This is a genomic window from Selenomonas sp. oral taxon 920, from assembly GCF_001717585.1.
GTDB lineage: Bacteria > Bacillota > Negativicutes > Selenomonadales > Selenomonadaceae > Centipeda.
Genome location: NZ_CP017042.1, coordinates 2,312,472 through 2,327,291, shown reverse-complemented (window position 1 = coordinate 2,327,291; position 14,820 = coordinate 2,312,472). Strand labels below are relative to the sequence as shown.

Genomic DNA, 14,820 nt, shown 5'->3' with positions numbered 1-14,820 from the left:
TACCGAGAATCTGACTATTTGTCTTTTATACTATCCAGTGATGCTGAATTTTGACTGAATGCTTCCGCAGAGGCTGTGTTCCCGCGCTGTTTTCGCAGGGCGAGGAGGGCAGCGGTGAGAGCACGCTTCTCGTGAAGGCAGCTTTCGTAGTCGAGATCGCCTATGGCGCACTGCATCCGAGCATCGAGGGCGCGCACCGCCGACTCCGTACGCCGTATGGCATCATTCAGATCAGACATGGCGCTTCCTCCCTCTGTCGTATTGTAGCAGTTTTGGGAAAAATTGTCTACATTTGCCTATCAACCTATGGTATAATGAGAATTATTGCAAAATGAGAAGAGGTTTCGCTTTGAAGAAGCTGTTCTATGAGAACGTACGTGAAAATACGCTCGCGCTCGAGCGCTCGCAGAAAGTACAGCGCACGCGCTTCATTCTTGCGCGCACGCTTGTCTTTCCCGCGATGCTGATCGTTCTGATTCACGGTTATGATATGGGCTCGGCAGCAGAACTCCTGATCGGCGGGTTTCTGCTGCTGCTCTTTGCCGTGCTTGTCGCGCGGCATCGGAAACTGGAGCGCCTGCTCCTTCTGACGAAGGCATACCTCGCGGTGACGGCGGGCTACCTTGAGCGCTTCTCGGGTGCGTGGAAGACGCTGCCCGAGGATGGTGCCGCCTATGGGAAGGAGAAGCGGCCGCCGGATCGGGATCTGCATATCTTCGGCACGGCATCGCTCTATCAGTACCTCTGTGCGGCGCGGACGCAGGCAGGGCGGGAGCGCCTTGCGGCGGCACTCACGGCAACGCCGCGTGATCTCGAACGGACGCGGCGGCGGCAGGCGGCGGTGGCAGAGCTCCTCGCACATCCTCTGCTCTGCATCGAACTGGAGGCGCGCGGGGCGCGCCTGCCTGACGGGCACGATACGCGCGCGCTGGCGGAGGAGTTTGCACAGCCCCTCAAAGGTTCATTAAAGCTTATCTCTTGTATTGGCATTGTATTTGCAGTCGCCTGCACGATATCGTTTCTCTGGGCGGCTTTCCTGCACGGCCCGTGGGCACTGCCGCTCATACTCTTCATGTTCAACCTGACGGTCGCGATGGCGTTCTATCCGCGTACCCAGCGCGAGCTCGCGCCGCTTGGCCGTATGGCGCGTGAGCTCAGGCTCTACGGCAGGATTTTCTATGCCCTTGAGCGTGCTCCGCTGCGCGGGGAGGCATTCGCGGCAGTGCTTGCGCCGCTCTTTGCGCCCGTCCGTGCGCGGCAGGCACAGAGCAGACTGACGACGCTCGCCCAGTGTGCGGCGATGCGGCGGAACTTTGTCTTTTTCGTCCTTGCCAACGGACTTCTCCTCTGGGATCTGCACTGCATGGCGTATTTCTCACACTGGCGCATCCAAGCGGGGGCTGCGGCGGCGGGGTGGCTGAAGGTCTGGGCGGAGGTGGAGGTGCTGCTCTCGCTCGCACGGATCGGGCATACACGTGAGGTGCACGCATTTCCACGATTCATCGACGGAGATGCACCGCAGCTCATGGCAGAGGGCGCGATGCCGCTCGTGATTCCCGAAGAGGCGGCGACGCCGAACGATGCGCACCTCACGGCGGGCACGCTCGTCATTACGGGATCGAATATGTCGGGCAAGACGACGTATATGCGTACGCTTGGCTCGAATGCCGTACTTGCATACGCCGGCGCGCCTGTATGTGCAAAGTCCTTTGCGCTGACGCCGATGGCGGTCTACACGTCGATTCAGATCAGTGATGATCTCGCGGGCGGGATTTCGACGTTCTATGCCGAGCTGCTGCGCATCAAGAAGATGATGACGTACAGCAAGCGCTGCAAGCCGATGCTGATTCTCATCGACGAGATCTTTCGCGGGACGAACTCCGCCGACCGCATTGTCGGTGCGCGCGAGGCGATCCGCCGCCTGACACTGCCGCACGCGATCACGATTGTGACGACGCATGACTTCGAGCTGTGCGACCTCGAACGCGAGGGCGTTCCTGTGACGAACGCGCATTTCGAGGAACACTATGAGGGGGACAAGATCCTCTTTGACTTCAAGATTCGCGAGGGACGCTGCCGCACGACAAACGCGCAGTACCTGCTGCGGATGGCGGGCATCATGGGGGAGTGAGGGAGGCGCTTGTTGCTTGCTGTCGTGACATCCCTTGTAAAATCTGCTATAATAGGGAAGACTTTTACATAAGGAAGAGAATACGGCAAATTACCGCTGAAAGGATATGGAATGAGTGAGCAAGGTGCAAGACCCGCCGCAACGGCGGGGGTAATGACCGCTGCTGCGGTGGTCTATGCGCTCGCGGCGATCTATCTGCCCATGCTGACAATGATGATGGGGCTGCTCTGGCCGGTCTTTATCGCTCTTGTTACAGTGCGTGAGGGGCTCCGCTGGGGCATGCTCGCAGCTGCGGCATCACTCCTCCTGACGATGCTGTTTGCGACGCCGGTGACGGGGGCGTTTTTCGTGCTCTCGTTCGCGCCGACGGGACTGGTGCTCGGGGCGCTCTTCCGGCGTGGAGCAGACCCCATGCGTGCACTCGTGGGCGGTGGACTCGCCTCCCTTGCCGGGAAGGCGGCTGCCGCCGGAATGATGTTCCTCATCTTCGGGCTGAACCCGTTTGACATCTCCATGGCAAATGAGACGATGGACGAGACGCTTGCGGTGTACCGCTCCCTCGGCATGAACGAGGCACAGCTGGAGGAGACGCGCGCGGCATCGGCGCAGGTGCTCGAGTTGTTCGTACTCATGCTGCCAGCGCTCTTTCTCGGCAGTTCCGTGATCGAGGTGACGGCGTGCTTTGTCGTTCTGCGCAAGGTGCTCCACCGTCTCGGAATTCCTGCGGCACGGCTGCCCGCATTTACGGAGTGGCGGCTGCCCGTATTCTTCTCCTACCTCTTTGCGTTCTCCCTGATCGGCATTTACTGGGGGACGACACGCGATATTGCGTGGCTCTATCAGGCGGCACTCAACGGATATCTGATCTCGTTTATTGCGGGACTCGTGCAGGGCATCTCCCTCATGCAGTTCCTGATGCAGCGCTTTCAGGTATCGTCCTTTGTGCGCGTTCTGATCTATGTATTCATTGCTCTGAACGGTTTTATGGCACAGATCATCTCGTGGACGGGGCTGTTCGATATCGCAGTCGACTATCGGAAAAAATTTCGTAAAAGCCAATAAGCAATACTTTGTATATACATTATCCATATAAAGAAGGTGTTTCTATGCCGCGGAATCTATCCGCGTGGATCGATCTCACGATCCATCTGATCGTCATGCTCGCGCTTGCGCTCGTGACGTTCTGCTATAATTCCTACGTTGGAGCGTCGGCACTCCTCGTCTGGGCGCTTCTTGCCGCATTCGCGTGGGAACGTTGTCGAGACAGAGAACGGCGATTTGATCGCTACTGTACGGGCATTATCCGCAATGTAAACGATGTGATGAACTATGCCGTGGATCGGCTCCCGCAGGCAATCCTCGTTGTGGAGAAGGAAGGACATCTTGAATGGTGCAACCGGCAGGTCGCGGAGTATCTTGGCGGCGTGAAGCCGGAGCAGGGAACGCCGGTGGCGGACTTCTGGCAGGATTTCAAGATCGAGGGCATCTGGGGGACGGAGGGCGAGTATCGCTTCGCACATGAGGGACGCACCTATCATGTCTATCATCGTACGGTGCCGACACCGCCCCAGATGGATCCTCTGATGGCGTTCTATGTCGAGGACGAGACGGAGCTCGCCGATCTGGAGAAACGGTTTCACGCGAGCCGGACAGCGCTCCTCTACATTCAGATTGATAACTATGACGAGATCATGCAGGGGCAGACGGAGACAGAGCGGTCCATGCTCCTGCTCGCTGTGCGTGAGCGTCTGGATGCGTGGATGAACGCCCTTGGCGGGTTCATGCGGAGCATCTCCGACGGCGAGTTTGTCGCGCTGCTCGACCGCGCATCCCTTGACCATGCGATCGCGGAGAAGTTCGATATCCTCGATCAGGTGCGCAAGATTGTCAACTCGAAGGGGCTTCCCGTGACGCTTTCCATCGGGCTCTCGCTTGCGGCGGAGCAGTCGCTGAAGGAACTCGGCGAGGAGGCGGAGGCAAAACTTGACCTTGCACTCGGGCGCGGCGGCGATCAGGTTGCGGCGGTCATCAGCGGCAAGACGCAGTTCTTCGGAGGCAAGGCCAAGGCGGTAGAAAAGCATACACGCGTCAAGGCGCGCGTAGTGGCACACGCGCTGCGCGACATCATGGAGAGCGCGGACGAGGTCTATGTCATGGGTCACCACAATGAGGACTATGACTGCTTCGGTGCGGCAATGGGAGTTGCGTGCATGGCGCGCGCACTCGGCAAACCTGTGCACATTGTGCTCAGCGATATGAATGAGGGTATTGACCGCATTCTCGACATGGTGGGGAAAGATGAGGCGTATGACGGACTCTTCGTTCGTCCCGGCGATATTGCGGGGGTCGCCTCACTTACCGCTCTGCTCGTGGTAGTGGATGCGCACATCCCGCACATCCTCGCCGATCCGACGCTGCTTGACCGCATTCCAAAGATTGTCGTGATCGATCACCACCGCCGCAGCGAGAACTTCGTCAAGAACCCGCTGCTTGTCTACATTGAGACAGCATCGAGTTCTGCGAGCGAGCTGGTGACAGAGCTGTTGATGTACTTCGGTGACAGCGTCCGACCGACGCGTCTCGACGCGACGGCGCTCTACTCGGGCGTTGTGGTGGATACGAAGAATTTCAGCGTCGGCGCGGGGGTTCGCACATTTGACGCAGCGGCATATCTCCGGCGCGCAGGTGCAGACCCCGTGCTCGTGCGGGCGCTGTTCCAGAGCGACTATGAGACGACAGTGGCACTCGCGCGCGCCAAGGCGAATGCGGAGTATTTCCCCGGCGGCCTGATCGTCGGGAGCATCCCCGAACGTCTGCCGAACGGGCAGATCATTGCGGCGCAGGCGGCAGACGGAATGCTGCGCGTGGACGGAGTGCGGATGAGCATCTACGTATTCCAGCTGCCGGGCGATGTCGTGGGCATCAGTGCGCGCTCGACGGGCGAGATAAATGTTCAGGTGATTATGGAGGCCTTCGGCGGCGGCGGGCACGCGAATGTGGCGGGCGCGCAGGTGAAGGGCGTACCGATCTCTGTGGTGCGCGGCAATGTCGTCGAGCGTGCGAGGGCATATATAGAGGAGAGTGACCAAAGTGAAGGTAATACTGCAGGCGGACGTTAAGAACATCGGGAAAAAGGGCGAGATCGTGGAGGTTGCGGACGGCTACGGGCGCAATTTTCTCCTGCCGAAGAAGCTGGCACTGCCCGCGAGCAGTGAGAACGTGAATGTCGCGAAGGCACAGGCGGGAGCGAAGGCGCGAAAAGATGCGATGGAGGTCGATGAGGCAAAGCTTATGGCGGCGCAGCTCGAAAAGGTTGCGGTGGAGATCCCCGTGCGCATCGGTGAGAACGGGCGCCTCTTTGGTGCGGTGACGGGTAAGGATGTCGCCGAAGCGCTGAAGAAGCAGAATATCGATATCGATCGCCGCAAGATCACAATTCGCGGTGAGGTCGTGGGCGAGGGCCTCTACGAGGCAGTCATCAAGGTGCATCCGAACATCTCCACGACGATCAAGATTCATGTGAAGAAGGAATAGACACGGTGTCGAGTCCCCTTCACAAACGCCTCGCTGCACAAGCGATCGGGTGCTTGCTCGACTAGATTGGCTGCAGGGGATCCCCTCAGTATATGTCACAGCGGTCAATTTTCCTGTATCGATGTTTACGTTGGGCAGAACGGCACAACAATTTCATCCAATGGGCTGATGAAGGCAATCTTCATCAGCTTTTCTCACCAAAGGAAACATTTCTATGTCATTTTTTAAAGATTTATTCGGCAGCGACGGCAAGAAGGAAAAGCCGCCCGAGCTTGCCCCCGAGGCGCGGATGGATGCGGAGATTGCCGCGATCTTTCGCATGCTCGCGGACACGATGGGGACAGAGCGTCTCGTCATTCAGGCGGGCAAGATGAATGCAATGTCACTCATGCGGTCGGAGAACCGTCGTGAGCGTGTGCTTGCCCTCATGCGGATTCTCGAAGAGGATCCGCTGCTCTCCCCGCCGCCGTCCGAGGCGGAGATTCCGGAGATCTTGAATCGTATGACGGAACAGCTGGCGAGCATCCTCGCACGGCGTGATCTTGAGGACCGCATTGAGCGCAAGGTGAATGAGAAGCTCGAAAAGGATCATGAGGAGTACGTGGACGATATCCGCCGGCAGGTGATCTCGGAGGAGAGCCCCGGCACGGAGTCGCCGCATGACAAGAAAAAACGTGAGGATCTGGAGGCGCTCGAGAATATTCACCTCACGCAGTCGGTGATGGAACTTCTGCGTCCGCAGAGTTTTGATGAGATCGTCGGGCAGGAGCGTGCCGTGCGCTCGCTCATGGCGAAGCTCTCCTCACCCTATCCGCAGCACCTCCTCCTTTACGGCCCGCCGGGTGTGGGCAAGACGACGGCGGCACGTCTCGTGCTTGAGGCGGCGAAGAAACGTACCGTATCACCGTTCGCGGAGCACGCACCGTTTGTGGAGACGGACGGGACGACGCTGCGTTGGGATCCGCGCGACATGACGAATCCCCTGCTCGGCTCCGTGCATGACCCCATCTATCAGGGCGCACAGAAGAGCCTCGCGGACAGCGGCGTCCCCGAGCCGAAGCCCGGCCTCGTGACGGATGCGCACGGCGGCATTCTCTTCATCGACGAGATCGGCGAGATGGACGAGATGCTGCAGAACAAGCTGCTCAAAGTCCTCGAGGATAAGCGTGCATACTTTGAGTCGGCGTACTACGACCCTGACGACAAGCGCGTGCCGCCCTACATTCAGAAACTCTTCGAGGAGGGGGCACCGGCAGACTTCGTCCTCATCGGCGCGACGACGCGCGAGGCGGATCATATCAATCCCGCCCTGCGCTCGCGCTGTGCGGAGATCTACTTTGAGCCGCTGACCCCCGCACACATTCGGACGATTGTGGAGAATGCGGCGCAGCGCTTGAATGTCTCGCTTGCAGAGGGGGCGGCGCAGCTCATCAGTGAGTACACAATCGAGGGGCGCAAGGCGATCAACATTCTTGCCGATGCTTACAGTCTCGCACTGAATCGGCTTGCGGATGCGGAGATTGAACAGATTGTTTCACGTGAAACAATCCGGCAGAAAGAACATCCTTCTGACGAACTGAAGGAAGACACTGCTTCCTCTGAGGAAAATGCTTCACGTGAAACAGTGGAATCCCCCGTAGAGGGCGCATTGGAGAAAACGAACGATGTTTCACGTGAAACAACAGGACCGCACCTGCTTGTGACCAAGGACGACATCTACGAGGTTGCACAGGTCAGCCGCCTCTACCAGTTCGGGCGGAAGAAAGCGTCGGATACGTCTGCGGTCGGCAGGGTGTTCGGCCTAGGCGTTTCAGGTTTCCTCGGCTCGATTATCGAGATTGAGGCGGTAGCATTTCCCGCCGCAGAGGCAGGGAAGGGGACAGTACGCTTCAACGAGACGGCGGGCAGCATGGCGAAGGACTCTGTGTTCAATGCTGCGTCGGTCATGCGCCGACTTACGGGGCACGACATCCACGACTACGACATCCACGTCAACGTGATCGGCGGCGGCAACATCGACGGCCCGAGCGCGGGCACGGCCATCCTTGCGGCAATCGTAAGCGCGGTGACGGGGGCGGCGATTCGTCAGGATGTGGCGGTCACGGGGGAGATCTCTCTGCAGGGAGAAATGAAACCGGTCGGCGGTGTGTTCGAAAAGGCCTACGGTGCACGACAGGCAGGAATTCGCACGCTTATCATCCCGTGGGAGAACAAGAAGGACATCCCCGAGGAACATCTGGGGCTTGTGATCCATCGCCTGAAAAAGGCGGAGGAGGCATTCGCCGTCCTCTTTGCAGATGAAACGTGGAAGGAGAAAGGAGAATCTCATGGCGGAAGGACGCATTCCACCGCAGAGCATTGAGGCCGAACTCTCCGTGCTTGGCGCGATGATGCTGAAGCCTGCGGCGGTCACGCAGGCGATCGAGCTGCTGCGCGCGGATGAGTTCTATCGGCAGGCACACCGCGCCGTATTCGAGGCAATGGAAGGGCTTGTGAGGGACGGTGAACCGGTCGATATCGTTACTGTCACCGAGTCGCTGAAGAAGAGCGGCCTGCTTGAACAGGTCGGCGGCATTACGTTCCTCGCAAATCTGACGAACAGCGTGCCGAGTACGGCGAATCTCGCGCACTATGCAAAGATTGTGAAGGAGAAGGCGATCCTGCGCTCCCTCATCGATGCGAGCACGGAGATCGCGGGTGCAGCATACGAGGCGAGTGAGGACATCGCAGAACAGCTCGATGATGCGGAACGGAAGATCCTCGCCATTGCAGGCGGACAGACGACGGGTGCGTTTGTTCCGATCAAAGATGTAGTCTTTGATGCCGTGGATCGCGTGAGCGAGCTTGCAAAAGCAAAGGGGGGCATCACGGGACTCTCCACAGGGCTCCAGACACTTGACTCCGTGACGCGCGGACTGCAGAAGTCCGACCTCATCATCGTCGCTGCCCGCCCCGCGATGGGAAAGACGGCGTTTGTCCTCAACCTTGCAACACATGTCGCACTACAGGGCGGAACGGTTGCGTTCTTCTCGCTTGAAATGCCGCGCGAGCAGCTGATGCACCGTATTTTCTGCGCCGAGGGACAGATTGACGCAACGCGCCTTGCCCGCGGCGAGCTCGACGATGAGGAGTGGGAGCGCCTCGTCAAGGTTGCCGACCGCATGATGAAGACGAATCTCTACTTCGACGACACGAGCAGCACGACTGTGCTCGATATTCGCACGCGTGCACGCCGCCTGAAGGCAGAGCACGGGCTCGACCTCATTGCGATCGACTATCTGCAGCTCATTCAGGCGCCGGGGCGTGCGGAGAACCGCACCCTCGCCGTTGCGGAGATGACGCGCTCGCTGAAGGTTCTTGCGCGTGAGCTCTCCGTGCCGATCGTTGTGCTCTCGCAGCTCTCGCGCGCTACGGAGGGACGTTCGGACAAGCGCCCCATGCTCTCCGATCTGCGTGAGTCCGGTTCCATCGAGCAGGATGCGGACATCGTCATGTTCCTCTACCGTGAGGACTACTACAACCAGGACACGGAGAACGCGAATATCACGGAACTCAGCATAGCGAAGCACCGCAACGGTGCAACCGACACGGTGAAGATGTTCTTTCAGAAAGAGTATACGCGCTTCCGCGATCTCACACGAGAAGGATAATCGACAGATTTGTTTCACGTGAAACATTTTAGCACCATCCCCTCAAAAAAGAGGGGATTTTTTTTGCTATTTGTGCTATGATGAGGAGAGTACGAAAGAATGGGTATGCGTTTATTCACGCATTTTACAAATGGGCAGGGGAGGAAGAGTCGTGTTAAAGAGCATTGCAATCATGACGAGTGGGGGCGACAGCCCGGGGATGAATGCTGCGGCGCGCGCGGTTGCGCGCACGGCGCTCTACGAGGGCGTGAAGGTCTGGGGCATCAATGACGGCTACCACGGCCTGCTCGAAGAGGACATGAGGGAACTGGAATCCAAGGACGTAGGCGACATCATCCAGCGCGGCGGCACCTTCCTCGGGACGGCACGCTGCAAGCGCTGGCAGACGCCGGAGGGACGCCGCCTCGGTCATGAAAACCTCATCAAGCGCGGCATCGAGGGACTCTGCGTGATCGGGGGGGACGGCTCCCTGCGCGGTGCACAGCTGCTCTCGGAGGAGTACGGCTTCCCCATCGTCGGTCTGCCGGGCACGATCGACAACGATGTCTGGGGCATGGATTACACGATTGGCTGTGACACGGCAGCGAATACGATCATTGACGCAATCAACAAGCTGCGCGACACAGCATCGGCACACCGCCGCGTGATCGTGCTCGAGGTCATGGGGCGCGGCAGCGGCTGGCTCGCACTCGTTGCAGGCATCTCGGGCGGCGCGGAGTACATCCTCGTGCCCGAGGAGAAGTTCGATCTGCAGCAGATCACGGACAGTCTCACGAGTGCCTACGAGCACGGCAAGCGCTACATCCTCATCGTCGTTGCCGAGGGCGCGGCGAGCGGGCAGGAGGTCTGCGACTACATCGCCAAACACACGGACATCGAGACACGCGTCTCCGTGCTCGGGCATATTCAGCGCGGCGGCTCGCCGACGGTCATCGACCGCGTGCGTGCCAGCCAGCTCGGAGAGCAGGCGGCGCTCGCACTCATCTCGGGGCTCTCGGGCGTTGTGTTCGGCTACAGCAAGGGCCATGTTGTCTCGGTCAACCTCTACGATGCGGTGAACAACAAGAAGGCACTCGACCCCGAGTATCTGCACCTCGCGAAGGTGCTGTTCTAAAACATTTCCACACTTCCGAAGAAAGGATGATCCCGTGGCAAAGATCATTGCGATCGCCAGTCAAAAGGGCGGCGTCGGAAAGACGACAACGGCAGTCAACCTCGCCGCCGCTGTTGCGCGCGCGAAGCGCCGCGTCCTGCTTGTTGACATCGACCCGCAGGGAAATGCGACGAGCGGCTTCGGCATCGACAAAAACATGCTGATGTCCACGACATACCGCGTCCTCATCGAGGGGCACAGCCTTCGGGAGTCAATTGTCGCCTCGGACTACCGCGTACACGTCCTGCCCGCCAACGTTGACCTCGCGGGGGCCGAGGTGGAGCTGGCGGAGCTCGAACGCCGCGAGACACGTCTGCGGGATGCACTTACCGTAGTGGAGCATGACTACGACTACATCTTTATCGACTGTCCGCCGTCGCTCGGCTTTCTCACGTTGAATGCACTCGCGGCGGCACACGCTGTCCTCATCCCCATCCAGTGTGAATTTTACGCGCTCGAGGGCGTGGCGCAGCTGATGAACACGATCACACTTGTGCAGGAGAGCGTCAACCCCGCACTCCGCGTGCAGGGCGTCGTCATGACCATGTACGACGGTCGGACACGGATCGCGACACAGGTTGTCGACGAGGTAAAGGGCGTCTTTGGCACGGCACTCTACAAGACATTGATTCCGCGCAACGTACGCCTGTCGGAGGCACCGTCCTTCGGGCAGCCCATCACCTCCTACGATATTACATCGCGCGGAGCGGAGAGCTATATTGCACTTGCGAGGGAGGTTATGAAGCGTGAAGAAGGCTAAGACAGGCGGCCTCGGGCGCGGCCTCGGGGCGCTCGGCCTCGGCAGAAACGCGCTTGCGGGCGGGCAAAAAAAGACGGAAACCATCGCCCCGGCAGAGGCGCAGGTGCAGACACCCGCGCCCGCATTGTCCGCGAGTACTCCCGCCGAACTCCCTGTGGATGCGATTCAGCCGAACCGATTTCAGCCGCGGCGCGAGTTCGATGAAGCAGCACTCGAGGAGCTGCGCGAGTCCATCGTGCGGCACGGGATTCTTCAGCCGCTCTCCGTTCGTGCCGTCGGCGACGGAAAGTATGAGCTCATCGCGGGCGAACGCCGCCTGCGTGCGGCACGCCTTGCAGGGCTCGGCGCCGTGCCCGTCGTTTTTCGCACGGCGTCGGATGCAGAGCTTGCAGAGATGGCACTCATCGAGAACATTCAGCGCGAGGATCTTAACCCGATCGAGGAGGCACGTGCCTACGAACGGCTCTTGACCGAGTTCCGTCTCTCGCAGGAGGAGCTTGCCCGCCGCGTGGCGCGCAGCCGCTCGGCGATTGCGAACAGCGTCCGCCTCCTGCGGCTCGCGGAGGAGGTACAGGCATTCGTTGCGAACGGAGTCCTCACAATGGGGCAGGTGCGGCCGCTTCTCACCCTCGACACGCCCACACTCCAACGTGAGGCAGCGGAGTACATCCAGGAGCACGAGCTCTCTGCGCGCGGCGCAGAGGCACTTGTCAAGCGCCTCGTCAAGGATCCGAACGCCCTTAAAAAGACGGCGGAGCCGGCAAAATCGGCACGCACGCCGGACATCTTCGTCCGCGAGGCGGAGGAGCGCCTGACACGAAGCCTCGGGACGAAGGTGCGCATACAGGAGGGGCGCGAAAAGGGAAAGGGAAGGCTCGAGATCAGCTATTTCTCGATGGATGACCTCGAACGCCTCCTGAGTCTGCTCACAGAGACCGAGGGCGCGGGGAAAGAGGACAAACGCGCTGCCCTGCGCGCCATCTCCACGCAGAACTTCACGGTGTGATGCTCCAAGAAAATGTAGGGAAGAAGGGTAGAAAGCATTGTTTCTAAACAATCTCGTTAACTATATTGCATCGCATGCGACGGTACTTTTGCTGACCTGCATGCTGCTGATACTGATCTTATTGATACTGGTTATCTACACAATGGTGCGTCTCTCGACGATGCGGGCGCGGTACCGCGAGATGATGCGCGGCTCGCAGACGGAGAACCTCGAGGGAATGCTGATCCAGCACATTCACGAAGTGGAGAAGGTCTCCGCGATCAACACGCGCATCCTCGAGGAGAACGAACTGATCCGCCAGTTCATCCGCAAATCTCTCGTACGCACTGCGATGGTGCGTTTCCGCGCGTTCGAGGACATGGGGGGCGATCTCAGCTATGCTGTCGCCATGCTCGACGCGAACAACGACGGGATCATCTTTTCGAGCATCTTCGCGCGTGCGGACTCGCGCAGCTACATCAAGCCGATCAAGGGCGGCTCCTCGGAGTACCCGCTGACGGACGAGGAGAAGGGCGTGCTGCGGGAAGCGATGGCGCAGCCGCTGCCGATCCAGTATTGAAATAGCACAGAAAACCTGCTGAAACTCAGCAGGTTTTCATTTTGTTCGGCTAGGATAGGGCGAAGGAAACGGACCACATCATAGCATAGGAGAACAGCTTGAACGAAGAAAAACGCTATAAAATCCAATTCATCGACAGCGAGGAGGATGTGACGCGCACTGTGCGCCTGTCGCTCCGCTCCCTACGCCTGATTGCCGTGGGGGCGGGCGCAGCGGTCGCCGTGCTCGCTGTCGGCGCGGTGCTCTCCATCTACACGCTGATGAACGGAGAAATGCACGCGTCTGAGACGGCACAGCTGCGCGAGGCGAACCGCATCCAACAGGAGCAGATCCTGCAGGTGTCGAAAAAGGCATCCGCCCTCCAACAGGATCTTGACAGTCTCCGCCGCGCCGAGGACGGGCTGCGTGCCATCGTCGGTGCACCGCCCGCCGCGGCGGACGAGACTGTGCAGGAGGGAACGGTCTCGCCGACGGGCGGAGAGCAGCATGCGCCGACCACGGCGGATCTCTCCGAGGCACTTGAGATGATCGAGGAGCGTCTCGGTACGCGCCGCTCGTCCATCGACCTCCTCGCCGAGACCATGCGCAGGGAGTTCCCGGGGGCGGCATCCTATGCCTCGGACAGCGCACCGCACACGATGCCCTCCATCTGGCCGGCGGCGGGCTACGTCAGCTCGCCCTACGGTCTGCGCTTTGGCGGTACGGAGTTCCATCAAGGGATCGACATTGCCGCCGATATGGGCACGCCCATCGTTGCGACCGCTGACGGCATTGTCACGGCGGCAGGGTGGAACGGCGGCTATGGAAACATGGTCGATGTGGACCACGGCGGCGGCATTGTGACGCGCTACGGGCACGCCTCCGCGCTCGCCGTGACGGTTGGACAGCAGGTGCGGCGCGGTGAGGTCATCGCCTATGTCGGCTCGACGGGACGCTCTACGGGACCCCATGTTCACTACGAGGTGCGCGTTGATGGGCAGCCCGTCAACCCCGCAGGATATTTATAAGGGAGAATGCTATGAAATCCTTCATTTGTATGATTGCCGCAGGACTTTTTCTCCTGCCTGCATGGGGCGTGAGCGCGGAGAAGAAGGATATCCACGAGGTCATGATGGCAGAGGAGCACCACGGGAGCACCGCGCCCGCAGAGCGTGCATCGGACGAGGAGAGCGTCCTGGACGAGGAGATGGACGAGCTGGGGGATGAGCCTGCCGGTTCGCACGATGAAGACGGCACACTCCGCTCTGTGCCTGAGGGGCCAGCAGCACAGGATGCTGCCGAGGAGCAGTCCGCACCGCAGGACGGTGGGCACGGGATCGGCATTGCTCCCGTGGCATCCGACGCTGCCTACGGCGCGGCGACGGCGATCGAACCCGTGACGCTCGCGGACGGCGACTGGGTCTTTATCGAGGGGGACGAGCGGCGCGGCTGGTTCTTTGACCGCGCGAAGATGCGGCGCAATGGCGATGGGAGCATCTCCTACTGGCAGCTCATCCTCTACAATGACCTCGGCAAGGCGCAGTTCGTGAGTGCAATGCACGACGAAGCGTACCGCAATGTTGGCTACACACTTCAACGGCGCGTGCTCGACCCGAAGAAAAACACGATCCGCACCTACGAGATCATCGCCTATGACACGGAGAATGCGGTCATTACGGACAGTGCGCGTGACGGGCACGCCGCCGAGATCCGCCCGCACACGATGGCGGCGAAGGAACGCGATGCCGTGAAGAAGGCGGCGAAGAAACGGAACATCAAAAATAAATCACACACATGATGAGAATAAATATCAGATATTGACAGTACGGCAATTTCCTGTTAAAATTAACAAATAATTAAGGAAGAGCCTGCAAAGCTCTTTCACGTTTCCGAGCAAAAATATCTAAGGGCACCATTCCTATGATATTGCGCCTGCGCTGCGGGATTCTCCCAAGATGCGCACAGGGTACGGGCAGAAATGCACGCGCCTTTCCGTCGGGAGGAATCGCCTCCCCATTGAAAAGGAAGCGACAGAATTGCCGTCACAG

Annotated in this window: 13 protein-coding genes and 1 riboswitch; of the genes, 12 read left to right on the top strand and 1 reads right to left on the bottom strand. The window is 59.7% G+C overall.

The window, feature by feature from the left end; all coding sequences use genetic code 11:
* Nucleotides 1-14 precede the first annotated feature (14 nt).
* Complete coding sequence (locus BCS37_RS11100; RefSeq protein WP_069181464.1) at nt 15-239, bottom strand: V-type ATP synthase subunit D; 225 nt, start codon at nt 237-239, stop codon at nt 15-17.
* Nucleotides 240-331: 92 nt separating this feature from the next.
* On the opposite strand from BCS37_RS11100, the gene BCS37_RS11095 reads away from it, so the two are divergent.
* The 12 genes from BCS37_RS11095 (at nt 332) to BCS37_RS11040 (ending at nt 14,570) form a co-directional block, all read left to right on the top strand.
* Nucleotides 332-2,131, top strand: coding sequence for a MutS-related protein (locus BCS37_RS11095; protein ID WP_069181463.1), 1,800 nt, complete (start codon nt 332-334; stop codon nt 2,129-2,131).
* 111 nt (nt 2,132-2,242) lie between these two features.
* A complete protein-coding gene (locus BCS37_RS11090; protein WP_069181462.1) occupies nt 2,243-3,193 on the top strand; it encodes a YybS family protein in 951 nt (316 codons plus the stop codon).
* A gap of 44 nt (nt 3,194-3,237) precedes the next feature.
* Nucleotides 3,238-5,250 carry a DHH family phosphoesterase gene (locus tag BCS37_RS11085; RefSeq protein ID WP_069181461.1) on the top strand — a complete coding sequence of 671 codons (2,013 nt, stop codon included), beginning with the start codon at nt 3,238-3,240 and terminating at the stop codon, nt 5,248-5,250.
* A complete protein-coding gene (rplI, locus tag BCS37_RS11080; RefSeq protein WP_069181460.1) occupies nt 5,222-5,665 on the top strand; it encodes a 50S ribosomal protein L9 in 444 nt (147 codons plus the stop codon). Before BCS37_RS11085 ends, rplI begins: the two co-directional genes overlap by 29 nt.
* 214 nt (nt 5,666-5,879) lie before the next feature.
* Entirely contained in the window at nt 5,880-8,027 is a 2,148-nt protein-coding gene (locus BCS37_RS11075; protein ID WP_069181459.1) for a S16 family serine protease, read from the top strand.
* Entirely contained in the window at nt 7,993-9,315 is a 1,323-nt protein-coding gene (gene dnaB / locus BCS37_RS11070; RefSeq protein WP_069181458.1) for a replicative DNA helicase, read from the top strand. Before BCS37_RS11075 ends, dnaB begins: the two co-directional genes overlap by 35 nt.
* A gap of 130 nt (nt 9,316-9,445) precedes the next feature.
* Entirely contained in the window at nt 9,446-10,429 is a 984-nt protein-coding gene (gene pfkA / locus BCS37_RS11065) for a 6-phosphofructokinase (protein WP_083205798.1), read from the top strand.
* Nucleotides 10,430-10,463: 34 nt separating this feature from the next.
* Complete coding sequence (locus tag BCS37_RS11060; RefSeq protein WP_069181456.1) at nt 10,464-11,228, top strand: ParA family protein; 765 nt, start codon at nt 10,464-10,466, stop codon at nt 11,226-11,228.
* On the top strand, nt 11,215-12,234 hold the full coding sequence (locus tag BCS37_RS11055; RefSeq protein WP_069181455.1) for a ParB/RepB/Spo0J family partition protein: 1,020 nt from the start codon (nt 11,215-11,217) through the stop codon (nt 12,232-12,234). The genes BCS37_RS11060 and BCS37_RS11055 overlap by 14 nt, the downstream gene beginning before the upstream one ends.
* A 37-nt stretch (nt 12,235-12,271) precedes the next feature.
* The gene (locus BCS37_RS11050; protein ID WP_069181454.1) at nt 12,272-12,793 is read left to right on the top strand and encodes a DUF4446 family protein; all 522 of its coding nucleotides are present in this window, start codon (nt 12,272-12,274) and stop codon (nt 12,791-12,793) included.
* A 98-nt stretch (nt 12,794-12,891) separates the two neighbouring features.
* On the top strand, nt 12,892-13,800 hold the full coding sequence (locus BCS37_RS11045; protein ID WP_069181453.1) for a M23 family metallopeptidase: 909 nt from the start codon (nt 12,892-12,894) through the stop codon (nt 13,798-13,800).
* Nucleotides 13,801-13,811: 11 nt separating this feature from the next.
* The gene (locus BCS37_RS11040) at nt 13,812-14,570 is read left to right on the top strand and encodes a hypothetical protein (RefSeq protein ID WP_069181452.1); all 759 of its coding nucleotides are present in this window, start codon (nt 13,812-13,814) and stop codon (nt 14,568-14,570) included.
* 77 nt (nt 14,571-14,647) lie between these two features.
* A riboswitch (molybdenum cofactor riboswitch) is annotated at nt 14,648-14,815 on the top strand.
* Nucleotides 14,816-14,820 lie beyond the last annotated feature (5 nt).